The 22,965-nt window shown below is 65.7% G+C and carries 24 protein-coding genes; 3 read left to right on the top strand and 21 right to left on the bottom strand.

Going from position 1 to position 22,965, the window contains the following annotated elements:
• The first annotated feature begins 184 nt into the window (after positions 1 to 184).
• Positions 185 to 1,501 (top strand): AI-2E family transporter, encoded by a 1,317-nt coding sequence (locus AC2JAJ_RS15660; RefSeq protein ID WP_486415237.1) that lies wholly within the window; start codon positions 185 to 187, stop codon positions 1,499 to 1,501.
• Positions 1,502 to 1,506: 5 nt separating this feature from the next.
• Here AC2JAJ_RS15660 and AC2JAJ_RS15655 read toward each other — a convergent pair whose 3' ends face one another.
• Together AC2JAJ_RS15655 and AC2JAJ_RS15650 are read right to left on the bottom strand one after the other, a co-directional pair.
• Positions 1,507 to 2,304: an alpha/beta hydrolase gene (locus tag AC2JAJ_RS15655; protein ID WP_221386793.1), complete on the bottom strand. Its 798-nt coding sequence runs from the start codon at positions 2,302 to 2,304 to the stop codon at positions 1,507 to 1,509.
• Between the two features lie 45 nt (positions 2,305 to 2,349).
• Positions 2,350 to 2,703, bottom strand: a complete 354-nt coding sequence (locus AC2JAJ_RS15650; protein WP_501053185.1) for an Rv1322 family protein — start codon at positions 2,701 to 2,703, stop codon at positions 2,350 to 2,352.
• 78 nt (positions 2,704 to 2,781) lie between these two features.
• Between AC2JAJ_RS15650 and nucS the strand changes: the two genes are divergently transcribed.
• Positions 2,782 to 3,477: an endonuclease NucS gene (gene nucS / locus AC2JAJ_RS15645; RefSeq protein ID WP_486415238.1), complete on the top strand. Its 696-nt coding sequence runs from the start codon at positions 2,782 to 2,784 to the stop codon at positions 3,475 to 3,477.
• Positions 3,478 to 3,793: 316 nt separating this feature from the next.
• Positions 3,794 to 3,997 (top strand): cold-shock protein, encoded by a 204-nt coding sequence (locus AC2JAJ_RS15640; protein WP_003804766.1) that lies wholly within the window; start codon positions 3,794 to 3,796, stop codon positions 3,995 to 3,997.
• Between the two features lie 93 nt (positions 3,998 to 4,090).
• On the opposite strand, the gene AC2JAJ_RS15635 is transcribed toward AC2JAJ_RS15640, so the two are convergent.
• From AC2JAJ_RS15635 to prmC, 19 genes are all read right to left on the bottom strand, one after another.
• Positions 4,091 to 6,625, bottom strand: coding sequence for a phosphatidylglycerol lysyltransferase domain-containing protein (locus tag AC2JAJ_RS15635; protein WP_501053480.1), 2,535 nt, complete (start codon positions 6,623 to 6,625; stop codon positions 4,091 to 4,093).
• 32 nt (positions 6,626 to 6,657) lie between these two features.
• Positions 6,658 to 7,968, bottom strand: coding sequence for an alpha/beta hydrolase-fold protein (locus tag AC2JAJ_RS15630; RefSeq protein WP_501053184.1), 1,311 nt, complete (start codon positions 7,966 to 7,968; stop codon positions 6,658 to 6,660).
• Positions 7,969 to 7,973: 5 nt separating this feature from the next.
• Positions 7,974 to 8,405, bottom strand: coding sequence for a DUF2550 domain-containing protein (locus tag AC2JAJ_RS15625; RefSeq protein ID WP_221386789.1), 432 nt, complete (start codon positions 8,403 to 8,405; stop codon positions 7,974 to 7,976).
• Between the two features lie 10 nt (positions 8,406 to 8,415).
• Positions 8,416 to 8,700: a F0F1 ATP synthase subunit epsilon gene (locus tag AC2JAJ_RS15620; RefSeq protein WP_018760117.1), complete on the bottom strand. Its 285-nt coding sequence runs from the start codon at positions 8,698 to 8,700 to the stop codon at positions 8,416 to 8,418.
• Between the two features lies 1 nt (position 8,701).
• Entirely contained in the window at positions 8,702 to 10,156 is a 1,455-nt protein-coding gene (gene atpD, locus AC2JAJ_RS15615; RefSeq protein ID WP_221386788.1) for a F0F1 ATP synthase subunit beta, read from the bottom strand.
• Positions 10,157 to 10,239: 83 nt separating this feature from the next.
• Positions 10,240 to 11,127 (bottom strand): F0F1 ATP synthase subunit gamma, encoded by an 888-nt coding sequence (locus AC2JAJ_RS15610; protein ID WP_221386787.1) that lies wholly within the window; start codon positions 11,125 to 11,127, stop codon positions 10,240 to 10,242.
• A 73-nt stretch (positions 11,128 to 11,200) separates the two neighbouring features.
• Positions 11,201 to 12,838, bottom strand: a complete 1,638-nt coding sequence (atpA, locus tag AC2JAJ_RS15605; protein ID WP_221386786.1) for a F0F1 ATP synthase subunit alpha — start codon at positions 12,836 to 12,838, stop codon at positions 11,201 to 11,203.
• 78 nt (positions 12,839 to 12,916) lie between these two features.
• A complete protein-coding gene (locus tag AC2JAJ_RS15600) occupies positions 12,917 to 13,744 on the bottom strand; it encodes a F0F1 ATP synthase subunit delta (protein WP_221386785.1) in 828 nt (275 codons plus the stop codon).
• Positions 13,744 to 14,295 (bottom strand): F0F1 ATP synthase subunit B, encoded by a 552-nt coding sequence (locus tag AC2JAJ_RS15595; RefSeq protein WP_486415240.1) that lies wholly within the window; start codon positions 14,293 to 14,295, stop codon positions 13,744 to 13,746. Before AC2JAJ_RS15595 ends, AC2JAJ_RS15600 begins: the two co-directional genes overlap by 1 nt.
• Positions 14,296 to 14,346: 51 nt before the next feature.
• Entirely contained in the window at positions 14,347 to 14,550 is a 204-nt protein-coding gene (gene atpE, locus AC2JAJ_RS15590; protein WP_009356484.1) for an ATP synthase F0 subunit C, read from the bottom strand.
• 109 nt (positions 14,551 to 14,659) lie between these two features.
• On the bottom strand, positions 14,660 to 15,460 hold the full coding sequence (atpB, locus tag AC2JAJ_RS15585) for a F0F1 ATP synthase subunit A (RefSeq protein WP_221386783.1): 801 nt from the start codon (positions 15,458 to 15,460) through the stop codon (positions 14,660 to 14,662).
• Between the two features lie 81 nt (positions 15,461 to 15,541).
• Positions 15,542 to 15,880: an AtpZ/AtpI family protein gene (locus AC2JAJ_RS15580; protein WP_221386782.1), complete on the bottom strand. Its 339-nt coding sequence runs from the start codon at positions 15,878 to 15,880 to the stop codon at positions 15,542 to 15,544.
• Positions 15,873 to 16,355, bottom strand: coding sequence for a Cg1360 family ATP-synthase-associated protein (locus tag AC2JAJ_RS15575; RefSeq protein WP_486415241.1), 483 nt, complete (start codon positions 16,353 to 16,355; stop codon positions 15,873 to 15,875). The genes AC2JAJ_RS15580 and AC2JAJ_RS15575 overlap by 8 nt, the downstream gene beginning before the upstream one ends.
• 99 nt (positions 16,356 to 16,454) lie before the next feature.
• The gene (locus AC2JAJ_RS15570) at positions 16,455 to 17,480 is read right to left on the bottom strand and encodes an MraY family glycosyltransferase (RefSeq protein WP_486415242.1); all 1,026 of its coding nucleotides are present in this window, start codon (positions 17,478 to 17,480) and stop codon (positions 16,455 to 16,457) included.
• Positions 17,477 to 19,342 carry a polysaccharide biosynthesis protein gene (locus AC2JAJ_RS15565; RefSeq protein ID WP_473696944.1) on the bottom strand — a complete coding sequence of 622 codons (1,866 nt, stop codon included), beginning with the start codon at positions 19,340 to 19,342 and terminating at the stop codon, positions 17,477 to 17,479. Before AC2JAJ_RS15565 ends, AC2JAJ_RS15570 begins: the two co-directional genes overlap by 4 nt.
• Positions 19,343 to 19,441: 99 nt before the next feature.
• Positions 19,442 to 20,404, bottom strand: coding sequence for a glycosyltransferase (locus tag AC2JAJ_RS15560; protein ID WP_486415243.1), 963 nt, complete (start codon positions 20,402 to 20,404; stop codon positions 19,442 to 19,444).
• 6 nt (positions 20,405 to 20,410) lie between these two features.
• The gene (locus AC2JAJ_RS15555) at positions 20,411 to 21,322 is read right to left on the bottom strand and encodes a glycosyltransferase (protein ID WP_221386777.1); all 912 of its coding nucleotides are present in this window, start codon (positions 21,320 to 21,322) and stop codon (positions 20,411 to 20,413) included.
• A gap of 1 nt (position 21,323) precedes the next feature.
• Positions 21,324 to 22,079 (bottom strand): L-threonylcarbamoyladenylate synthase, encoded by a 756-nt coding sequence (locus tag AC2JAJ_RS15550; RefSeq protein ID WP_473696942.1) that lies wholly within the window; start codon positions 22,077 to 22,079, stop codon positions 21,324 to 21,326.
• Between the two features lie 12 nt (positions 22,080 to 22,091).
• The gene (gene prmC, locus AC2JAJ_RS15545) at positions 22,092 to 22,961 is read right to left on the bottom strand and encodes a peptide chain release factor N(5)-glutamine methyltransferase (protein WP_501053183.1); all 870 of its coding nucleotides are present in this window, start codon (positions 22,959 to 22,961) and stop codon (positions 22,092 to 22,094) included.
• Positions 22,962 to 22,965: the final 4 nt, after the last annotated feature.

The raw sequence follows: 22,965 nt of genomic DNA, 5'->3' as shown, positions 1-22,965 counted from the left end.
GGGTTTGCCTTCAATAGTAACCTTTTTGTTACCACGGGCCCGGTTTCCACCGTCCGGGGCGGGACCGCGGCGCCTCCCGGACGGCGCCTTCCGCTCCCGTTGACAAGCCTGCTGATAGTGTTTGCGATGATCATCACACCGGCCCGCCGAGGCGGCGCCTCGCACGGAACAGGCCCCAGAACCAGTGACTGACAAGACGGACCCGTCCTCCGCGGAAGCCGGAAATTCCAGGGACTCCAGGGGCGCGGCCCCGGCCCCGGTGGTCCCGGCAGGCATGGCAGCAGCCCGGCGCAGGGGCACCGCCGCAGCGACCCTGGGCCAGGTGGTGCGCAGGCTCCGGCAGCCCCTGCCCGGCGCCCAGCCCCGGCTCAGGTTCGAAATGCCGCCAGAGTATGCAGGACAGGCGCCCGAAGCGGACCACGACAACGACGAGGAACCGCAGTTCGGGCACCCCGGGCCCCGCATGTCCCCCCAGCATCCGCTGTACATGGGATTCATGGGCACCGTGGGCGTGGGACTGGCGTTGCTCGTCTACTGGATTGGCTCCCACACCACGCAGTTGCTGCTGTGGATCGTGGCGGCGCTGTTTATCGCCCTCGGCCTGGAGCCGGTGGTTGGCTGGCTGGAAAACCGGAAGATTCCCCGCCCGGCCGGAATCCTGGTCTCGGTGGCGGTCCTGATGGGCGCCGTCGTCGGCTTCTTCGCCACCCTGATTCCCACGATCGTGGAACAGGTGTCTGAAATCGTCCAGCAGGCGCCCGACTGGGTGCGCAACTTCATGGACTCGGACTTCTTCCGCGGCCTGGACAACCAGTTCGGCATCAGAGACCGTATCACCGAGGAACTGGACAAGTTCGTCAAGGATCCCGCCGCAATGGGCGGTATTTTCGGCGGCGTGGTGGGCTTCGGGTCCACGGTGGCCAACGCCCTCTTCGGCACACTGATCGTCCTGGTCCTGAGCCTCTACTTCCTGGCGGCACTTCCGGCCATGAAGAAATGGGGCTACCGGCTGGCACCGCGTTCGCGCCGGGAGCGCGTGGCCGCGCTGTCGGAGGAGATCACGCGCTCAGTGGGCAACTACGTCATCGGCCAGGCCTGCGTGGCCCTGCTCAACGCCACATTCGCCTTCATCGTCATGTCCATCGTGGGCGTCCCCTTTGCCCTGCTCCTGGCGTTCGTGGTGGCGCTGCTCGCGTTCATCCCCCTGGTGGGCGGCATGATCGCCGGCATAGTGGTGGTGCTGGTGTCCCTCACGGAGGGCTGGCAGGCGGCCGCGGTCTACGCGGTCTGCTACTTCGCCTACCTGCAGTTCGAGGCCTACTTCATCTCGCCGCGCATCATGCAGAAGGCGGTGGCGGTGCCCGGCGCCGTGGCGGTGATCTCCGTGATCGCCGGCGGCAGCCTGCTGGGCGTGCTGGGCGCCCTGATCGCCATCCCCACCGCCGCCGCCGTCATGCTCCTGGTCCGGGAGATCTACATCGTCCGGCAGGACCAGCACTAGCCTGCCTACGTAGCCGCTGTCGCCGTCGGGCCGTCCCATTCCTGCGGGAGCGAAGCGCCGGCGGCGTCCGGGCTGACCAGTGACACGATGTCATTGAGCACGCGCGCGGCGTACTTCTCCCCCACCCACAGATGCTTGGCGCCGTCCACGCCCACCACCCGGGCCTGGGGCACCAGGGCAAAGCGGGCGGCTGCCTCGGCCGGCTGCAGGAAATCGTCGTGCTCGGGCACCAGCACCGTCAGCGGCTTGCCCGACTCCGCCCACTGCTGCAGGTGCTTGTCCGTGGCACGGTGCAGCGGCGGCGACAGAAGCACGGCGCCCTCGATCTGCGCGGCCACCGGCTCCACAGCCCCGTACATCAGCGCCAGTTCCGTCCCGAAGGACCAGCCCACCAGCCAGCGGTTGGGCAGGCCACGGTCGACGGCGAAGCGGACGGCCGCCTCGACGTCGTACCGCTCGCCGATGCCCTCTTCAAAGCCGCCGGTGCTGGTGCCGCGCGGCGACTCCGTGCCGCGGGTGTTGAACCGCAGCACGGCGATGCCGGCGAGCGCGGGCAGGCGGTAGGAGGCCTTGCGGAAGACGTGCGAGTCCATGAACCCGCCGTGCGTGGGCAGCGGATGGAGTGTGATCAGCGTGGCCTTGACCGGCCCCGATTCCGGAAGTGCCAGCTCGCCCACGAGGGTGTGGCCGTCCTCCGTCTGCAGTTCGATGTTCTCCCGGAGTGCTGGCAGCACAGTGGAGGCACGGATGGGAGCGGGGCCCGCGGACGGAGTGAAGTGGTACGACGCCGGATCAAAAGTCATGCCTGCCAGCTTAGCGAGACCCGGGCGGCGCTGCGGCAGGAGACATCAGCGGTAACGGTAGCTGCGCGACACCCAGCAGTTGGTGTGCCAGTGCCGGCGTTCGGCCAGGCCGGCGGCGGCACCGAAGAGGTGGTCGTCCTTCCAGACCACCAGGTGCGCGACTCCGGGCAGGACGGCCGTGGAGCATTCGGGGCAGATGTAGGTCTTTTCGGCGTTCTTCGCGGTCATGGTGCGGACCCTCCACTCGCCGTCGGGAGCGCTCTCCCGGCGGGCGATGCCGGCCCGTGCCCGCTCAAGGTCCAGTTCGGGTACGTCGGTGCTGTTCCTGCGTCCCGCTCCCCTGCCAGAGGCGGCACCCTTGCCGGAGGCTGGACGGCGGGGACGGTTGGAGCGCGGCATGTATCCATTCTGCCCCAGGCGGCCGGCAGGACAGGGCGCCGGCACGGCCCTCGGGCCCCACGCGGTAGTCTGTACGGCGTGCGACTTGTCATAGCCCATTGCTCCGTTGATTACGTTGGCCGGCTCAAAGCCCACCTCCCGCTCGCTACCAGGCTGCTGCTGGTGAAGGCGGATGGTTCGGTGCTGGTGCACTCGGACGGCGGCTCCTACAAGCCCCTGAACTGGATGAGCCCGCCGGCCACGCTCCGTGTCTTCTCCCCCGACGACATCGACCTGGAGCATGGCGTCGTGGAGCAGTGGACGGTCCAGTCGGCCAAGACCGACGACCGGCTGATCATCAACATCCACGAAAAACTCAGCGAATCCTCGCACGACCTCGGGGTGGATCCGGGCCTGATCAAGGACGGGGTGGAGGCGGACCTGCAGCGGCTCCTGGCCGAACAGATCGAAACGCTGGGCCCGGGGTACTCCCTGATCCGGCGCGAGTACTTCACCGCGATCGGGCCGGTGGACATCCTGGCCCGGGACGCCGACGGCGCCACGGTGGCGATCGAGCTCAAGCGCCGGGGGGACATCGATGGCGTGGAGCAGCTGACGCGGTACCTGGAACTGTTGAACCGGGACCCGCTGCTGGCTCCGGTCCGGGGCATCTTTGCCGCCCAGCAGATCAAGCCGCAGGCCAAGGTCCTCGCCAACGACCGCGGCATTGACTGCGTCACCCTCGACTACGATGCCATGCGCGGCGTGGACGACATCGAATCGCGGCTTTTCTAGTCCCCTTTCCAAGGTTCCTGTTCGCTCTTCCGCGGAACTCAGGGGCTCCCGGAACGCCTTGTTTCGCGTTACCGGCTTTTTACCCAAAATTTATCCCTTTTCCTGTTCGAGCCGTTGACCTGCGGGAACGGGCATGAAATTCTTGTCTCAGTCTTTGTGTAGGTGTTTTTCATGCTCGCAAGACATGTTGCGAGCGCGAAGCTCCTGCAGCGCCGGACCCTTTCAGGCAAGGCAATCCAGGATTCTTCTCGCGGAGTGACCAAGACCGGTACGAAGTGTGCCGATCTTAAATAAGTTCCACAATGAGGAGAAATAAATGGCACAGGGAACCGTCAAGTGGTTCAACGCTGAAAAGGGCTTCGGCTTCATTACCCCGGATGACTCCGACGGCGATGTCTTCGTTCACTACTCGGAGATCCAGACCGGCGGCTTCAAGACCCTCGACGAGAACCAGCGTGTTCAGTTCGAGATCGGCCAGGGCGCCAAGGGTCCCCAGGCTACCGGCGTAACCGTCGTCTAGTCTGACCCCGTCAGCCTTACCCGTCCGGCCGCCGCGTGCGGCCGTCAGCGGAGAAGATGGTCCCCCGGCGAACGCGCCGGGGGACCATTTCCGTTACGAGACCAGCTTCCGCACCAGGCGGGCCCCCTGGGCCAGGGAAAGTCCGGGGAGGTAGGCGCGGGTGAGGGCCCTGCCGATCGCCGGCAGGTGCAGCGGGTCCTGGTAGTACAGGTAGAGCGCACGGTACTCCGGCTTGAACCGGGACTTGAAGGCCGCGAGCGAGCGGAACCCGTAGACAGGTTCCAGGGCATGGCCCACCAGATCCAGGATCCGGACCAGGTTCTCCGCCTCCTCGTCGCGCGCGCCTTCGCCTGCCCCGCCGTCCGCTCCCGCCTCCGCCGGGACCTCCGGCCTGCTGGCCAGCGGTGAACCCGACAGCGAAATCACCTCCACGGAATCACGCAGCTCCAGCACTGCGGAGGCGATCAGGAATTCCATCACGCCGGGGAATCCCTCGGTTCCCCGGCGCATGACGTCAAGTGTCCTGCTGACCAGCCGCCCGCCGTCGTACACGGGAAGCCAGCTGGTCACCCCGTGCACCGTCCCGTTGCCGTCCACGGCCAGGCAGCACAGGACCTCCTCGTCATCGAGCTCGTCCACGCCGCCCAACGTGAAGCCCATCTCGGGAACCGACTTCCCGGCTGCCCATTCCTCGGATACTTCATTCAACCGGGACCGCAGCGCTGCGGGCAGCGAGTGGTACGAGCCCCACACGGCCTCGACCCCCAGCTTGGCCGCGCGGTTCAGCGCGGTGCGGACGTTTTGCCATTCCTTGCCCTTGAACTCGAGCTCGTGCAGGGCAAGCCGCGTCTCCTGTGCCACCGCCACCCGCGAATAGCCCCGCTCACGCAGGACCGGCCACAGGGTGTCGTCGCAGGAGTACAGCGCAGGTATCAGCGCCTGGCTGCGGCAATAGTCCAGGAATCCCTCCGTGACCGCCTGCTCTGCCCGGCGGTCCCCGAACGCCCCGCCCAGGGTCAGCGCCACCGTGCCATGCTGCTGGAACGCCACCGCGCCTTTGCCGTCGGGGCTGAACCAGTAGGTGTTGGGCTCCCACAGCGCCATCCAGGACAGCGGACCACCGCCCTGGTGGAGGAGTTCCCGGGCACGGTCCCTGTCCTGCCCGCCCAAGACGTGCCCGTGGTGGCGGCCGACCAGCACCCACCACACCGCCGCCAGGGTGACGAGCCAGAAGATGGGGCCGGAGTAGGCAAAGAGGAACGCCTCGGCACTGTCCCGGGCCCCGAAGACCCGGCGGAAGTTCTGCGGAATGGGCACCGGGACATACTGCCGGGCCAGTTCGGCCAGCAGTCCCAGCACTCCCCCGTCGCGGGCCAGGCCGCCGGAACCAAGCCAGGCAACGGTGTAGAAACTGGCAAGGGTAAGCCAGGTCCCGCCCACCACCACGCCAAGCGTTCGCCGGGCTCCCGGCTGGGTCTGCACGCGGAACTGCCGGCGGTTGAGCCACAGCACCACCGACAGCAGCAATGGCACCACAACGAGGGGCAGCACATGGGCGAAGGCGGAGGCCAGGGGCGTGGCGTGCGGACCCTGCAGCCGTGACGGGACCAGCGCGAACAGGGTGAGGTACACAGTCGCCAGGGCTGTCACCGCCAGCTGGATGGCAAGCGCGATGTTCAGCGCCAGCCTGCGGCCGCGGCGCATGCCGTCCGCGCAGATCAGCAGCAGGATGACAGGGACAATGGCCAGCGCCAGTCCGAACGGCCCCGCAAACCCGGCACGGCCCGTCTCGAGGCAGGAGGGATCCACGGTGGCGCCGCAGTTGAACACCAGCTGGCTAAGGGTGGGCATCGGGCTAAGCACCACATCGCGCAGCAGGGCCAGAGGACCGGTGGGGGCCCGCGTGATCCCGGTCAGGATCGGCCCTACGGCAAACACGGCCACGGTGAGCGCCAGCAGGTTCCTCGTCTCGCGGCCGGTGGACCGGTGCCGGTGCAGCCGTCCCTGGTCGCCCTGGATCCACCAGCCGGCGAGGAGGCCCAGGAGCGCACCGATCAGGCCGATGACTGTCTCCGCGTGCCCCACGTAGAGGACCAGCAGGATCGAGATCGAGAGTACCGCGGTACGGAGCCGACGCTGCCACAGCAGGGGGATCCGGGCGCTGGCAGCCAAACCCGCCGTAAGAACGGGAGCGTAGGGCCCGATCAGGCGGTCGTTGACCATCCTGTCCAGCCACCCATCACCGCCATAGACTGCCAGCTGGGTGACCAGCAGGAAGAGGGTCACGGCGGCGAACTGGCCACCGAAGAACAGTCCGACGGCGGCGCGCCGGCCCAGCCTGCGCTCGGCCAGTCCCAGCAACAGGACGATCATGAGGGACGCGGTCAGGTACGCGAGCGGATTCGTGGCGAAGAAGATGCTGGTGAACAGCTGCCACCAGTTGCCGGCCCGCAGGTCCGGGCCGCTGACGGAGGCCAGCCACAGGAGCCTCTCGGGCGGCCCGTCCAGGTAACTGCCCGTCACGGCACCGGCTGCGAGGAAGGCGGCAAGGACACCCAGGGTGAGCGGCATCGATCTCAGCGTGACCAGGGCTTGCCGGAGCGCCGGGCGGCCCACGCTGGACCACATCAGGGTGACCGTACGGTCCCTGGTTGGGACATTCACGGCTGCATCCTCCACCGGTCGGCCAGGAACTGCAAGGCATCCGCTATCCGTTTCGACGAGGTATCCCAGGAATGGCCGGTGTGTTCAACCTCGTATGCGCGCACGGTGAAGCCGGCACCCTCCGCGGCGGTGGCCAGGGTGTGGAGGTACCCCACGAATTCGGGGTCGTTCTGGCCCGCGGTCAGGTACATGCCGCTGGCCTCGAACCGTTGGTGTTTCATGATCTCCAGTGGCAGCTGTTGGGTGAATTCCTCCGGATTTCCCGGGAAGGAGGCGTCTATGGTCTTCTGCCGCTCCTTGGCTATGGCGGGCTCCGCTTCACTGGAGAAGGCCAGGACGTCCGCAAAGACGTCAGGATGCCTGGTGCCCATCTGCACGGCACACGTTCCCCCGAAGGAGAATCCGCCCACCGCCCAGTGGCTGTGGTTGGTATCGATGGCCAGGGTGGAGCTGATCCAGCGCGGCACGTCCTGCGACAGGTAGGTGTCCGCCTTGGCGATCTTGCTGTCCATGCACATGGTGTTGGCCGACTGGGAGCCGTTGGGGTCGGGGATCACCACTACCGGTGCCAGCCCGCCGTGGGCCGCCGCAAAGGAATCCAGGTGCCCCCGGATGGCGCCTCCGGTCAGCCAGTCCGCGGGGCCCCCGGGCTGGCCGGCCACCAGGACCAGGACCGGGAGGGCGGGACGGTTGCGCGCGAAGTAGGCGGGGGGCAGGTAAATATAGGCGTCACGGTTGTTCATCCCGGACGAGGTGCCGGGGATCGGGGATTTGCGGAGGACTCCGCCGGCCGGCAGCTCGCCGTCGGGCTTCCATCCCTGCAGCGGCACGCCGTCGGACTCGCCGGAGCGGCGCATGAGGTCCTGCTCCAGGGCCGGGATGCGGGCCAGGGCGGTCCCCATCAGGTCACTGACGGTCCGGTTCAGCCCGAAGTAGGCATTGATCTGGAGGGCCGAAAGCAGCACCACCAGCAGTGCGGCCAGGATTGCTCCCCCGCGTCCAGGCCAATTGGTCCGCGGCAGCCGGAGCAGGGCCAGGAGGAGGGCCGTAACGGCGGGCACCAGCCACATCAGCACGGGATCCGGCAGGTCTTCCGGAAAGACCGTAAAGACATTGATGAGGGCCCAGTGCACGGTTGCCACCAGCGCGAACGCTGCACCGGCCGCAACAACGATCCGGGCGAGCCACAGCCTCGCCGGGGCACACCGGGGCGGCACCAGGAGCAAGGCTGCGGCGCCTGTTCCCAATACCAGGACGGACCAGTACAGTGGCCCGTCCGTGAGCCGGATGTCTGAAAACCAGTCCACGTTGGCTAGCGCCAGGTGCCCACGCCGATGACGGGTCCCGCTTCCAGCCAGGATGACAGGCCGGTGTAGGCATCGAACTTCATGGCCAGGCGCAGGTCCTGTCCCTCGTACCGCAGTTCGACAATCACCACGTTCGGCTGCACCTTCACAGCTTCCGCCTCCGTAGGTTGCCGTCGGCCCAGCAGCTCCAGGGAACTGCGCCTGAACGTGTGTTTGGGCCGCACGCTCAGGGAGATCAGCCGGAACCATTCAAGGCAGTCGTCCTGATAACGACAAACCCCCATCTGCCAGCTGTTTCCAGCCATGCAAATGGAGGCGTCCACGGTGCCGAGGGCACGCCGCAGGTTGAAGCGGCGCACCCCCGAAAGGCACAGTGCAAAAATCAGCAATCCGAAAGTGACTGCCAAGGCGATGAACGGAAAATCTGCTGCGTCCATCAAGGTCGTGCTAGCGGATCCCAGCGGTAGCCGAGCCGCCCAGCTGGGCGTTGTCAGCAACGATAACCACGCGGTTGTTGTCGACGGAGAAGAATCCGCCGTCGACATCTACCGCAATACGGTCCCCGGATACCGGCTGGATTGCCAGCTCACCTTCGGCCAGGATCGCCAGCAGGGGCGAGTGGCCGGGCAGGATTCCGATTTCACCATCGCTGGTGCGGGCCTTGACCATCTTGGCCGCTCCGGACCACACGAAGTGGTCCGCTGCGACAATCTCAACCTCAAGCTCAGCCATATTACTTGGTCTGTTCCTGGATCTTGGCCCACTGGCGCTCAACGTCATCGAGGCCACCGACGTTGAAGAACGCCTGCTCCGCGATGTGGTCGAGATCGCCGTCGCAGATCGCGGCGAAGCCTTCGACGGTGTCCTTGATGGAGACCGTGGAGCCTTCGACACCGGTGAACTGCTTCGCGGTGTAGGTGTTCTGCGACAGGAACTGCTGGATGCGGCGTGCACGCGACACGACGATCTTGTCCTCTTCGGAGAGTTCATCGACACCGAGGATGGCGATGATGTCCTGGAGTTCCTTGTTCTTCTGCAGGATCTGCTTCACACGGACGGCCGTGTTGTAGTGGTCCTTGCCGATGTACTGGGGGTCCAGGATGCGCGAAGTGGACGTCAGCGGGTCAACGGCCGGGTACAGACCACGGGAGGCGATTTCACGGGACAGTTCCGTGGTCGCGTCCAGGTGTGCGAAGGTCGTGGCCGGAGCCGGGTCGGTGTAGTCGTCAGCGGGGACGTAGATGGCCTGCATCGACGTGATGGAGTGGCCCTTGGTCGACGTGATGCGCTCCTGCAGGAGGCCCATCTCGTCAGCCAGGTTGGGCTGGTAGCCCACGGCGGACGGCATGCGGCCCAGCAGGGTGGAAACCTCGGAACCTGCCTGGGTGAAGCGGAAGATGTTGTCGATGAAGAGCAGCACGTCCTGGTTCTGGACATCACGGAAGTATTCCGCCATGGTCAGCGCGGACAGGGCCACCCGCAGACGCGTTCCCGGCGGCTCATCCATCTGGCCGAAGACAAGGGCGGTGTCCTTGAGGACGCCTGCCTCTTCCATTTCAACCCAGAGGTCGTTGCCCTCACGGGTACGCTCGCCGACACCGGCGAAGACGGAAGTACCACCGAAGTTGCGGGCAACACGGGTGATCATTTCCTGGATCAGAACAGTCTTGCCCACGCCGGCGCCGCCGAACAGGCCGATCTTTCCACCCTTGATGTAGGGGGTGAGTAGGTCGATGACCTTGATGCCCGTCTCGAGCATCTCGGTGGAGCCTTCGAGCGAAGCGAAGCTCGGTGCCTTGCGGTGGATGGGCCAGCGTTCGCTGATCTCCAGTTCCGACTCGGCAACGTCGAGGGGCTGGCCCAGGACGTTGAAGATGTGGCCCTTGACGCCGTCGCCGACAGGCACGGAGATCGGGGCACCGCTATCCACTACCGACGTGCCGCGGACGAGTCCGTCGGTGGCCTGCAGGGAGATGGCGCGGACGAGGTTGTCACCCAGGTGCTGGGAGGTCTCGAACGTGATGGTCTTGGTCTCACCGTTGAGAGTGATCTCGGTGGTGAGTGCGTTGTAGATGGACGGGATTGCGTCAGCCGGGAATTCGACGTCGACAACCGGGCCGATTACGCGCGCAATGCGGCCGGTAGCACCGGACGTTGCGGCTACGTGTTCGGTAGCAGTGGCAGTCATCTCTCTCACTTCACTCAGTAGATGGCGTGGGGTTAAGTTTATCTGTGGTGGTGCAGGTCCAGCGGAACCGAGGGCGGCAGACGCTACGACGCGAGGGCGTCAGCGCCGGCAACAATCTCGGAGAGTTCCTGCGTGATTTCGGCCTGGCGGGCCGTGTTGCGCAGACGCGTGTACTTCTTGATCAGGTCCGTTGCGTTGTCGCCTGCCGACTTCATCGCCCGCTGGCGGGCAGCCAGCTCGGATGCGGCGGCCTGCAGCATTGCTGCGAACAGGCGTGCCTCGATGTAGCGCGGCAGCAGCGCGTCAAGGACCTGCTCGGTTTCCGGCTCGAACTCGTAGAGCGGCAGCAGATCCGATTCGGAAGCCTGCTCTTCCACTACTTCCAGCGGCAGGAGGCGGATGACCGTGGGCTCCTGGGTAACCATCGACTTGAAGCGGGTGTAGACAACGTGGATTTCGTCCACGCCGCCGTCTTCGAAGTCAGCCGCGAAGTCGTTCAGCAGCGCTTCGCCGATTTCGCGGGCGGTGCCGAACTCGGGGGCATCGGTTCCTCCGGTCCAGACCCGCGCATACTCACGGCTCCGGAAATCGAAGTAGGCCTGGGCCTTGCGGCCCACGAGGTAGGTCTTGACTTCCTTGCCTTCGGCGTGGAGCAGCTCGTTGAGACCTTCCGCCTGCTTGAGGACGCTGGCCGAGTAGGAACCGGCCAGGCCGCGGTCCGAGGTGATTACCAGGACGGCGGCGCGGCGGATCTGCGCGGGCTCAGTGGTCAGCGGGTGGTCGATTTCGCTTTGGCTGGCGACAGCAGAAACGGCGCGCGTGATCGCGTTCGCGTAAGGCAGTGAAGCTGCTACGCGCGCACGGGCCTTCCCGATGCGCGAGGTAGCGATCAGTTCCATCGCCTTGAAGATCTTGCGCATCGACGTGGTCGAGCTGATCTTCTGGCGGTAGACCCGGATCTGGGCTCCCATACTTATCCTTTCCTAACATTCCGTCGCCGGGTGTGCCGGACCTTGCGGCCCGGCACACCCGGACGATGCGGAACTAGCGCTTCTGCTTGACGATCTTTTCCTGGTCAACGTCGCCCTCGGAGATAGCTTCATGCTCCTCGTGGCCGGCGCCTACCAGCTGGTTGTCGCCCTCGCCGAAGAAGCCCTTCTTGAAGTCGACAATCGAGGACTTCAGAGCGGCAACGGTGTCGTCGTCCAGCACGTTGGTCTGGGCCAGCGTGGTGAGGATCGAGGACTTGTGGCGCAGGTGCTCCAGGAACTCAGCCTCGAAGCGGCTGATGTCCTCGACAGGAACGTCGTCCAGGTAGCCGTTGGTGCCGGCCCAGATGGACACAACCTGGTCCTCGACCGGGAACGGCGAGTACTGGCCCTGCTTGAGCAGTTCCATCAGGCGGGCGCCACGGGTCAGCTGCTGGCGGGATGCGGCGTCCAGGTCGGAGGCGAACATCGCGAACGCCTGCATGTCGCGGTACTGGGCCAGGTCCAGCTTCAAGGTACCGGAGACCTTCTTCATGGACTTCACCTGGGCGGCACCACCCACGCGGGACACGGACACACCCACGTCAACAGCAGGACGCTGGTTGGCGTTGAAGAGGTCCGACTGCAGGAAGATCTGGCCGTCGGTGATGGAGATGACGTTGGTCGGGATGTAGGCGGACACGTCGTTCGCCTTGGTCTCGATCAGCGGCAGGCCCGTCATGGAACCGGCACCAAGGTCATCGGAAAGCTTGGCGCAACGCTCCAGCAGGCGGGAGTGCAGGTAGAAGACGTCGCCCGGGTAGGCTTCGCGTCCCGGCGGGCGGCGGAGCAGCAGCGACACTGCGCGGTAGGCCTCTGCCTGCTTGGACAGGTCATCGAACACGATCAGGACGTGCTTGCCGCCGTACATCCAGTGCTGGCCGATGGCCGAACCGGCGTACGGTGCCAGGTACTTGAAGCCCGCGGGGTCGGAAGCGGGAGACGCCACGATGGTGGTGTATTCCAGCGCGCCGTTGTCCTCGAGGGTCTGCCGGATGGCGGCAATCGTGGACGCCTTCTGGCCGATGGCGACGTAGATGCAGCGGACCTGCTTGGTCACGTCACCGGAGGCCCAGTTGGCCTTCTGGTTGATGATGGTGTCGATCGCGATGGCGGACTTGCCGGTCTGGCGGTCGCCAATGATCAGCTGGCGCTGGCCGCGGCCGATCGGGATCATCGCATCGATGGCCTTCAGGCCGGTCTGCATCGGCTCGTGAACCGACTTGCGCTGGGTCACGCCGGGAGCCTGGAGCTCCAGCGCGCGGGTGGTTTCAGCCTTGATCTCGCCGAGGTCGTCGATGGGCACGCCCAGCGGGTCGACCACGCGGCCGAGAAAGGCGTCGCCGACGGGGACGGACAGAACCTGTCCCGTGCGGTGGACTTCCTGGCCTTCTTCAATGCCGGTGAAGTCACCGAGGACGATGACGCCGATTTCGCGGACGTCAAGGTTCTGGGCCAGGCCCAGGGTGCCGTCCTCGAAGCGCAGCAGCTCGTTCGCCATGACCGAGGGAAGGCCCTCAACACGGGCGATGCCGTCACTAGCGGTGGTTACGCGGCCGACCTCTACGCGCTCTGCGTTTCCGGGTTCGTAGGACGCCGCGAACTCGTTCAGCGCATTACGGACGTCGTCGGCGTTGATGGTCAATTCGGCCATCTGCAGTCCCTGCTCTCCTGTTTTTGTGATCACCGTTAGATGACCGGGGTTTCTATCAGTTTGGTTGTGCTTGTCCGGCTAGCCGGCCAGCTGGCGTTGCAGCTCGTTCAGCCGGGCAATCACCGAAGCGTCGAGCACTTCGTCACCGACCTGGACGCGGATGCCGCCAATGAGTGCCGGGTCAACGTTGACGTTGACCTTCAGTTCCCGCCCGTACAGCGCGTTCAGGCCCGCCTGGAGGCGGGTCAGCTGCGTTGACGTCAGGGGGCGGGTCACGCTGACCGTTGCAATCCAGCGCTGCTGCCGCTTGGCCGCCAGCTCGGCGAACCGTTCCACAAGGCGCGTGGCCTTGATGCCGCGGGGCTGGGTGACCGCCTGGGTGATGAGGACTTTGGCTTCCTCACTGGCCCCGGGCACCAGCTTTTCGGCAAGCGCAGCCTTGGCGGCGGCACTGGCCTGCGGTTCGGACAGAGCACGTTGTACCTCGTGGCTGGAAGCCACAGCCTGGTTGAAGGAGAACAGTTCGTTCTCCAGCTCTTCCAGGCCAGTGATGCCGGAGGCAGAAACGGCCGACTTGTTTTCAGCAACGGAAATGACCACCGTTGCGGCAAGAGTCTCGAGTGCATCGCCGATGTCCCGCGCCGATGCCCAGCGTGAACTGGCCAATCCGCCTGCGATCTCTGCGGCATCAGCGGAGACTTTTCCGCCAACCAGCTTCCTGACCAGCGCTGACTTCTCGTCACCGTTCCGGGACGGATCAGTCAGGGCACGGCGCAAGCCAGCCGAGCTGTCCACCATTTCCAGGATTCCGAAGAGTTCCTTTGCCAGCTGCAGCGACGCGGTAGGAAGCTTGGCCTCCAGCGCGGTCAGCGCTGTTGCCAGCGATTCGCTCGATACGCCTGCCATTACTTAGCTGCACCTGCGTTCTGGGTCTCCAGATCTGCCAGGAAACGGTCAACAACCCGTGCTGCACGCTCGTCGTCGTTGAGCGCTTCGCCCACGATGCGGCCGGCAAGGGTGGTGGCCAGGGTGCCTACCTCGGCGCGCAGGGACACAACGGCCGCCTGGCGCTCGGACTCGATCTGTGCGTGGGCCTGCGCAGTGATGCGGGCAGACTCGGCGGCAGCCTTCTCCTTGAGGTCCGCAAGGATCTGTGCACCTTCGGCGCGGGCTTCCTCACGGATGCGGTTTGCTTCGGCGCGGGCGTCGGTCAGCTGCTGCTTGTACTCTTCGAGTGCAGCAGACGCCTCAGCCTGGGCCTTTTCAGCCTTTGCGATGCCGCCTTCAATGGCCTCGGCACGCTCGGCGAAGGTCTTTTCGAACATCGGGACAACGAACTTGACCACGATGAACAAGAGGATGAGGAAGCCCACGAGGACAACGCCCATTTCCCAGAGATTGGGCATCAGGGGGTTGACTTCGCCCTCAGTGGCGGCTGAGATGATCAGCTGATTCATGTTTCACCCGTCCTTTTCTACTCGGTTCTGAAAGTTCGCTTCGCTCTAGGACTAGAGAACGAAGGCGAAGACCAGGCCGAGGATGGCGAGGGCTTCGGTCAGCGCAAGGCCAAGGAACGCGATCGGCTGCAGCACACGCTGCGCCTCAGGCTGGCGTGCAACGCCGTTGATGTAGGCAGCGAAGACGAGGCCAACACCGATACCACCGCCGATTGCGGACAGACCGTAACCTACGAGGTTGAGATTGCCTTCCATTTTTCTTCCTTTCAAGATGCCACCCATGTGGCAGGTTGTTTGGGTTGCTTCATCCCCGCGAGGGGAATTCTGTAAGTGCCGCCGGAGCCGGGCTCCCGGTGGCGTTGGCCTAGTGGCTGTCGGCGTGCAGGGCACCTTCGATGTAGATCGCGGTGAGCAGCGTGAACACGTAGGCCTGCAGGACCATGATCAGGGCTTCAAGCATGTACATGGCGATGGCCCCGGCCAGCACCAGCACGGAGGTGCCCTTGAGCAGGACGTTCTCCTGCATGACCAGGAACTCGATGCCGGATCCGGCGATCATCACGATGAGGTGGCCTGCGAGCATCGTGGCGAACAGACGGAGGCTGTGCGTCACGGGCCGGACCAGGAAGTTGGAGATGATCTCGATGGGGATCACGATCGGCAGGATGAACCACGGAACACCGGAGGGAACCGTGGCCAGCTTGAAGTAGCGCAGGCCATTCTTCTTGACGCCGATGGCGATCCAGGTGAAGTAGACGAGCCCGGCCAGCACGTAGGCACCGCCAACGTGGGAGAACGTGGGGAGCTGGATGAGCGGGATCGCTCCGTAGATGTTGTTCACCAGGATGAAGAAGAACAGGCTGAACAGCAGGGGGACGTACTTGATGAAGTCCCTGCCGCCGATGATGTCCTTGGCGATGCCGTTGCGGACGAAGCCGTAGGCGGCCTCGCCGGCGAACTGGAGCTTGCCGGGCACCAGCTGCTGCTTGCGTGCGGCAAGCACGAAGAAGGTGGCGATAATTGCGACAGAAAGGAGGACCAGCAGCATCTGCTTGGAGAATCCCTCTGCGGCACCCCACGGCAGGATTGCCGGCAAATGCATTTCGTTAATACCAGGAGGAGTGAACTCTCCTGAATCTTGGGCCGGGAGCGCAAGCGCGATCAACGCGTTTCCTCTCTGCAGTGTCCATCATTGGGCGTTGGGCGGGGACCAACGGCTTGGCGGCCTGCTGTTCCCCCTGTGAAATTATTTGGCATTCGTGTCGCCGTCCTTGGACGGCCCGCTGGCAGCAGGACGCTCACCAGTTTTTTTGCGGGAACTGGTGAGGCCATGCATGTGGGAAAGGTAAAAACCTCCGACGGCTCCAAGCAGAGCGCCTGCGAGCACAATCCAGCGCGTTCCCCACAGATAATCCAGTCCCCACCCTATCAAACTCCAGACGATGATTCCGCCAATGATGTAGCTGAAGACGGCCATGCCGGCGTTGTATCCGCCGTCGGAGTTATCCCCGGAAACGCCGGGAGCGGATGGACCGGAACCCGTGTTGGCGTTTCCGGCGGCACCACCTTTCCGTGCGTTACGCATTGGGGGCCTCCTTCTCCTCTGGATCGTTGTAGATCTGCAGGCGGGCTTTGCTGAAACCATGGATCTCAGCAGCCTGCCACAGGACGACGGCGACGACTGCCCCGATGACGAACCAGCGGCCATCAAGCCAGTCAGGGGTGCCGACGACGAACAGGACGGCGGCGAAGCCGACGACCTTGATGAAGTAGGTGGCCACGAACATCCCGATCGCACCGGACGGGTTGTGCCGTCCCACGAAATGGCCCACCAGCAGGCTGATGCCGAAGAACAGCATCACCAGCAGGCCTCCGAGGAGACTGGATAGGGCGCCGCTGCCTCCGTTGAGGAGGCCAGCAGGGACCGCGCACAGCACGAGTCCGGCCAGGGCGGCGATGGAGCTGCGCCTCAGCAGGTTCAGCCAGAGCGAACGGGTGGGACCGGAAGCGCCAACGGGGTGATGGCCGGACGCAGGTCCGGACTCGGCGTTGGAGGTCATTCGATCCCAATCGTCGGCACCACATGGCACATCGCCAGGAGGCTGGGGGTGGAGTGGCAGCTTGGGCTGCCCTCAAATTCTACACGAGATAGAACACGGCTAGGTCACCGGCAGGCGGGTCACCTTGGACCGGCGCCGGTACCGGCGGATCAGGTCGGGGCTGGCCAGGTAGAGGACGAGCACCAGCAGGCTTGCGCCCACGCACAGGGCCACGACAGGAAGCGGCGCAGTGGCGGATATGAACCCGAGCATGATGACGGCAGCGGTGCAGGCCGTCACGGTGGCAGCGGACTGGAGGTGCGTGAAGCCGACGTCAGTGAGGCGCTGGTAGACGTGTTCGCGGTGCGACGCGTACCACCGCTCCCCCGCCTTAATCCGGCGCAGCAGGGTGTAGCCGGTGTCCGCGGCATAGACCAGGATCGGTGAGAGGACGTATTCGACGTAGACGCCGCCCAGGAAGCCGGCCACTGCAAGGGCCGCCACGGACGCGCCCAGCAGGTAGCTGCCGACGTCGCCCAGGAAGACCGAACCCCGGCCCAGGTTCCACGGCAGGAACCCGAGGAAGGACATGGCCAGTACCGCTCCGCCTGCGGTCAGCCAGGGCTGCTCTGACAGCATCCCTGCCGCCGCGTAAGCGCCGCCGGCCGTGACGCCATGCAACCCCGAGATGCCATTGACGCCGTCCATGAAATTGGCGATATTGACGTACGCAGCGATGGCGACCGCAGCCAGCGGCAGCCACCAGAAAGACTGCCCGGTGAGCAGGATCAGCAGCGCCGAACCCACAGCGCCGATGCCCAGCTGCGCCGCTGCCCGGCCCCGGATGGACATGCCGCGCAGGTCCTCGATCCAGCCCACCACGGCACACGCGGCAATGATCCCCAGCATGACGGCGGACAGTGAGCGGTCCACCGTGACAACACCCAGCAGCACCGCGGCCCCATAGCCGATGGCCGTGGCGAGCGCCGCGGCGACACCCATGCCGCGAATGGTCACTGTGACGTGCGACGAGCGGGCCGACGGGACGTCCACCACCCCCATCCGCACCAGCCATGGTTTCACCGCAAAGGGAAGCAGCAGGCTGGCCAGCAGGGTGATCAGGGCGACGAGGACCAGCGGCGTCATGACGCCACCCGGATCTCGCCCGCTTCGTCGGACTCGTCGTCGGGAATGACCGCGTTGCTGCCTTGCTCAGCCTCGCAGCGGGCCAGCCAGACCTGGAGGTCCAGCTTGTCCGGATCCTGCTCGGTGGCGCGCGTGTGGGAAATCTTCGGATGCAGCGGCCGTTCGTCCAGTTCGCCCGTGCCCACCAGTTCCTCGTGGAGTTTCTCGCCGGGGCGCAGGCCGGTGTAGATGATCTCCACGTCCCGGCCCGACATCGCAATCATGCGTTGCGCAACGTCCAGGATCCGCACCGGCTCGCCCATGTCCAGGATCATCACATCCCCGCCGGCGCCGATCGCACCGGCCTGGATCACCAGCTGGCACGCCTCGGGGATCGTCATGAAGAAGCGGGTGACGTCGGGATCGGTGACAGTGACGGGACCGCCAACCCTTATCTGCTCGGTGAACAGCGGCAGCATCGAGCCCCGGCTGCCCATGACATTGCCGAAGCGCACGGAGACGAACGTCCTGCCGGTCTGGCCCGCCATCCACGCTGTCAGCTTTTCGGCCACCCGCTTGGAGTGGCCCAGGGCTGTGGTGGGGTTCGCGGCCTTGTCGGTGGAGATGTTCACGAAGTGCGAGACACCGGCCTGCTGGGCGGCGCGCAGCACGTTCAGGGTGCCGCAGACATTGGTCTTCCAGGCTTCGACCGGATACTGCTGGAGCAACGGGGCATGCTTTAGGGCTGCGGCATGGAACACCACTTCGGGCCGGCGGTCCTCGAAGATGTCCCGGAGGGCCTCACCGTCACGGATGTTGGCCAGCACGGTGTCGCGGCCGGCCAGCAGGCCGCGGCCGGTGATGGAGATCTGGGTCTGCTGCAGGCCGGTTTCGTCGTGGTCCAGCATGATCAGTTCCGCAGGACTGAACTGCACGATCTGGCGGCAGAGCTCGGAGCCGATCGAGCCACCGGCGCCGGTGACCAGCACGCGCTTGTCCTTGATGTAGCCGGCGATCTCATCCACTTTGATGTCGACGGGGCGGCGGCCGATCAGGTCCTCGACGGCCACGTCGCGGAAGTCGGAGAAACCCGCAGGGGCTCCGCTGCCGAGCATGTCCCGCAGGGGCGGCAGCACGAGCACACGGACGTTCAGCCCGGCCACGGCGTCGGAGATGCGGCGGACCACCGAGGCTTCGACGTTGGCGAAGGCCACAACCAGGACGGTGGCGCGGGTGCGGCGGATGATGGCGGGGAGGTCGTCGCCGCGGCCCTGCACCTGGACACCGGAGAGGCGGAGGTGCTTCTTGGCAGGATCGTCGTCGACCAGGCCCACAGGAAAGTACGGCGAGTCGGGGTCCTGCAGCATCCGGGTCACCAGCGAGTTCCCCAGGAAGCCGGCGCCGTAGATCAGGGTGTTCTGCGCCCCGTCGCCGGGACGGGCCTTGCCCTCCACATAGAGCCGTTTGGCATAGCGTGCCGCGCACATGAACAGGCAGGCAAAGGGGAAAGCGATCAGGCCCACGCTGCGGCCGATGTTGATGGCTTCGTACAGGACCAGCAGGCTGGCGGTAATCGAGGCGGCGGCGATCACGGTGACGAAGACCAGGGCCCTGGCCTCCTGGAAGCTGCCGAACGGGTACCTGCCCCGGTACAGGGCCAGGGAGTAGCCTGCTCCCACCTGCGCGACAATGGCGATGGCGGAGATGACCAGCGCGCCGGCGAACTGTTCGACGCGGATGCCCATTTCGTAACGCAGCAGCAGCGCCAGGACGATGGCCACGACCCAGGACATGGAGTCCAGGAAAAGCTGGATCCAGATCCAGAGGGCGGGCTTTTCGTCCCGTACTGCGGCAGGTGCGCGCGTTTCAGATTTCGTACTCAACGGAAATTGCAACCGACTTCCACTACCACGGCGGCCAGGCGCCTGTTTCAAAATACCCCGCCGCAACACTGTCGGACGGCGCCGGGGCCTAGAACGATACTAATCTCTTCCGGTGCCGCGCCCCGGATATGCGGGCAAGGCAGGCATCGGCGCCCAGCCGGCGTCGGCGAGGATGCTGCGGGATTGGCGCCACCCCTGCCACAGCGCCCCGGCCCCCTTGAGGGTCCGTTCGACGAGGACCAGCCGGACGAGTTCCTTCAGGAAGGTCAGGGCGGTTCCGGCCGCAAAACCGGCACGGTTGTACTTTCCGTGGGCGCGCAGGTACTGCGCCACGAGCCCCCGGTTGCGCATGACGTAGCGGCGGCTCAGGTCCGAGGAATCGTTGAGGTGCCGCAGGCCCAGGTCCACCTGCCGCTGTGCGCGGACTTTCCTGATGACGAAAGCGTTGACGTACACCACCGGGGTCTTTTGCGCTGCGAGCCAGCCGTAGATCAGGTCGTCCCAGGTGATGAAGAACCGGGGGTCGGGCAGGCCGATGGACCGGGCCACGGAGGCACGGATCAGCATTCCCTCGAAATTGCCCACGTTGGTGCGGAACACGTCGGAATGCTTGAACACATCGCGCGATACGGGCAGGAAGATGCCCAGGGCCTCGACGAAGTGGTGCTGCCAGAAGAACGGTTTGCCGTTGGCGTCGTACCGTCGCCCGATCATGCACGAATAGTCCGGGGTGAATCTGTCCAGGGCCTCCACGGCGCCGGGGAGTACCTCGACGTCGTCGTCCATGAGCCACAGCCATTCGGCGCCGGCCTCCAGCGCCAGTTCCACGCCGCGGGAAAACCCTCCCGCGCCGCCGGCGTTCCGCTCCAGCCGTTCGTACTGGATCGGGGGTCCGCCGGCATCCGCCGCACGCGCGACGACTTCGGCCGTATGGTCGGTGCTGGCGTTGTCCACCACGAGGATCCGCGCCGGGGCGGTGCTGAGCCGGGCAAAGGAATCGAGCAGGTTCTGCAGGAAGTCGGCCCGGTTGTAGGTCACGACGACGGCGAACAGGTTCTCCACGGCGGCCTAGCTGTTGGCCGACATCAGTTCCGCGGGCGAGCCGAAGCCCTTGCCGCGGAAACCGGTGGAGTAGGCCCGGAACCATTTCGCCAGGCCTTTGAGGTCCCCGGTCTTCAGGAAGTAGTAGGGGAAACCGACGATGTCGGCGCTGAACCAGCGCAGGTTCCGGTACTTCCGGGTGAGGTATCCCCGGTTCCGGAAGTAGCAGTAACGCTTGAAGTCGCCCTCCGGAATGACGGGGGTGATGAACCCGCCGAACACAGGCTTCATCTCGGTCCAGGTGGCGGGATGCTGCACAGCCACGGTGGCCAGGGTGCCGTACTTCAGCCCTGCTTTTTTCACGCGTGACAGGAAGTCCACTTCATCACCGCGGATGAAGAACTTCACGTCCGGGATCCCGATCTTGTAGAAGACGTCGGTCCGGATCAGCGCGCCGTTGAAAAAGTGCACCATGTCGGGCAGGTAGCCCATGGGCGCCAGGCGGGACCGGTCGTTGGTGAGCAGACCGTTGATGCGGAAGTTGAAGGAGAGCCGGTTGGGATCGGCCGTGGCGGCGACCAGCGGGCTGACGATGTCCAGCTGGTGCTCGGCGGCCGTCCGGAGCAGCTCGGCCAGGCAACTGGCGTCTTCCGGGTGGCCGTCATCGTCCATCAGCCAGACCCATTCCGCGCCGCTGGCCATGGCGGCCAGGATGGCGTAGGCGAAGCCGCCAGCACCACCGAGGTTCGCCTCGGACCGGAGGTAATTGATGTTCTTCGCTCCCCCGGCCTTGATGACGTCCGTGGCCGGAACAGTGCCGGAGTCCACGAGGGCGATCGAGTGGATCGGCGCGGTCTGGGCGGCCAGGCCCTTCAGGAGCAGGCCGAGTTCTTCGTGGCGGTCGAACGTTACGGCCGCGACGGCCACTTTGGGCTGCATATCAGTTCCCCGGAAGGTTGTCGGTATTGACGGCGCTGCTGCCGGCGGCGGTGGTTGCCTCCGCCTCCGGCGCATCGGGTTCTTCCGCCATGGGGATCTCCCCCAGGCCAAGGACACCGGGCACATGTTCGCGGAGCTGGTCCAGGCTGACCGCCCCGTTGCGGACCACGCGCAGGCGCGGGCCGGTGGCGTCCACGATGGTTGACGGCACGCCGGCCTCGCCCTCGACGGGGCGGGGGCCCCCTTCCAGGTACACCTCGACGGAATCCGCAAGCTGCTCACGTGCGGCGGCGGCGGTCTGGGCCGGCGCCTGGCCGGTGCGGTTGGCGGAGGAGACGGCGAGCGGCCCCGTGAGCGTCAGCAGTTCCAGGGCGACGTCGTCCGCCGGCATCCGCAGCGCCACCGTGCCCTTGGTTTCACCGAGGTCCCAGTCCAGCGACGGCTGGGCGTGCAGGATCAGGGTGAGGCCGCCGGGCCAAAAGGCTTCGGCTAGCTTGCGGGCATCAGCGGAGACCTCTGTGGCAAGGCCGTCCAGGGCGTTGATCCGGGGGATCAGCACGGGCGGGGGCATGGTGCGGCTGCGTCCCTTCGATACCAGCAGCATCGTGACGGCCTGCGGCGAGAAGGCATCCGCCCCGATCCCGTACACCGTGTCCGTGGGGAGAACCACGCACTTCTTTTCGCTGATGGCACGCTGTGCATGCTCAAGTCCCTGGGCACGCTGGTCGTCGGTGCTGCAGTCGTAGGTTGTTGTCACAGGCCTATTCTTTCATTCCGTGTGGTCCGGACCGGCAAGGACAGCGCTGGTGGCGCGCTCCTTGCCGTTGAGGTCCAGATGCGTGCTGATACTGGTCCAGGGTCCCCTGCCGAGCATTGTGGCGATCCAGGCGGCCTGGACTTCGGCGTGCTCCATCACGAAGTAGCCCCCGGGACGCAGGAGCCTGGCAGCGGAGGCCGCTGCCGCCGTCGGAAGTTCCATGCCGTCCGCTCCCCCGCCGTACAGCGCTTCCGGCGGGTCATGCAGGGCTACTTCGGGTTCGTTGGGGACGGCTTCAGCCGGTATGTACGGCGGGTTTGACACCACGACGTCGACTGTTCCGTTGAGCTCCGGCAGCGCGTTGCGCAGGTCCCCCAGGACGAGGTTGACGCCCAGGGGCGCGAGGTTCTTCGACGCCCAGGCGTGCGCGAGTGCACTGTATTCCACGGCGTGCACCTCCGCACCCGGCACTTCCGAGGCGATGGAACCGGCGATGGCTCCAGAGCCCGTTCCGAGGTCGACGATCCGCGGCCGGGCCATGCCGCGCACGTGGTCGATGACCAGTTGCACGACGGACTCCGTTTCGGGGCGCGGAATGAAGACACCGGGACCCACCGCAAGTTCGAGGTAGCGGAAGTGGGCCACGCCGGTGATGTGCTGCAGCGGCACCCGCCCGGCCCGTTCGGCGACGAGTTCAGCGTAGCCGTCGGGCACGGGCGTGTCGCCCAGCATCAGCGCGCGGAGCCGGCCGAGCCCCACCTTCAGCAGGTGGTCGGCGAGCAGTTCGGCGTCCACGCGGGGACTGGGAACCCCCGCATCCCGCAGGACTTCGGTTGCCTCGGTGATGGCGTCCGCGAGGGACTGGCCTTGCCCTGTCGTCATGCCG

The organism is Arthrobacter sp. MOO21 (genome assembly GCF_057369995.2).
This window is presented reverse-complemented; position numbering and strand designations above follow the sequence as displayed.

Coding starts and splice junctions, on each gene's coding strand:
- AC2JAJ_RS15655 (WP_221386793.1), bottom strand. CDS start 2,304: ATGACTTTTGATCCGGCGTCGTACCACTTCACTCCGTCCGCGGGCCCC.
- AC2JAJ_RS15650 (WP_501053185.1), bottom strand. CDS start 2,703: ATGCCGCGCTCCAACCGTCCCCGCCGTCCAGCCTCCGGCAAGGGTGCC.
- AC2JAJ_RS15640 (WP_003804766.1), top strand. CDS start 3,794: ATGGCACAGGGAACCGTCAAGTGGTTCAACGCTGAAAAGGGCTTCGGC.
- AC2JAJ_RS15635 (WP_501053480.1), bottom strand. CDS start 6,625: ATGTGGTCCAGCGTGGGCCGCCCGGCGCTCCGGCAAGCCCTGGTCACG.
- AC2JAJ_RS15625 (WP_221386789.1), bottom strand. CDS start 8,405: ATGGACGCAGCAGATTTTCCGTTCATCGCCTTGGCAGTCACTTTCGGA.
- AC2JAJ_RS15620 (WP_018760117.1), bottom strand. CDS start 8,700: ATGGCTGAGCTTGAGGTTGAGATTGTCGCAGCGGACCACTTCGTGTGG.
- atpD (WP_221386788.1), bottom strand. CDS start 10,156: ATGACTGCCACTGCTACCGAACACGTAGCCGCAACGTCCGGTGCTACC.
- AC2JAJ_RS15610 (WP_221386787.1), bottom strand. CDS start 11,127: ATGGGAGCCCAGATCCGGGTCTACCGCCAGAAGATCAGCTCGACCACG.
- atpA (WP_221386786.1), bottom strand. CDS start 12,838: ATGGCCGAATTGACCATCAACGCCGACGACGTCCGTAATGCGCTGAAC.
- AC2JAJ_RS15600 (WP_221386785.1), bottom strand. CDS start 13,744: ATGGCAGGCGTATCGAGCGAATCGCTGGCAACAGCGCTGACCGCGCTG.
- AC2JAJ_RS15595 (WP_486415240.1), bottom strand. CDS start 14,295: ATGAATCAGCTGATCATCTCAGCCGCCACTGAGGGCGAAGTCAACCCC.
- atpE (WP_009356484.1), bottom strand. CDS start 14,550: ATGGAAGGCAATCTCAACCTCGTAGGTTACGGTCTGTCCGCAATCGGC.
- AC2JAJ_RS15580 (WP_221386782.1), bottom strand. CDS start 15,880: ATGCGTAACGCACGGAAAGGTGGTGCCGCCGGAAACGCCAACACGGGT.
- AC2JAJ_RS15575 (WP_486415241.1), bottom strand. CDS start 16,355: ATGACCTCCAACGCCGAGTCCGGACCTGCGTCCGGCCATCACCCCGTT.
- AC2JAJ_RS15570 (WP_486415242.1), bottom strand. CDS start 17,480: ATGACGCCGCTGGTCCTCGTCGCCCTGATCACCCTGCTGGCCAGCCTG.
- AC2JAJ_RS15555 (WP_221386777.1), bottom strand. CDS start 21,322: ATGCAGCCCAAAGTGGCCGTCGCGGCCGTAACGTTCGACCGCCACGAA.
- prmC (WP_501053183.1), bottom strand. CDS start 22,961: ATGACGACAGGGCAAGGCCAGTCCCTCGCGGACGCCATCACCGAGGCA.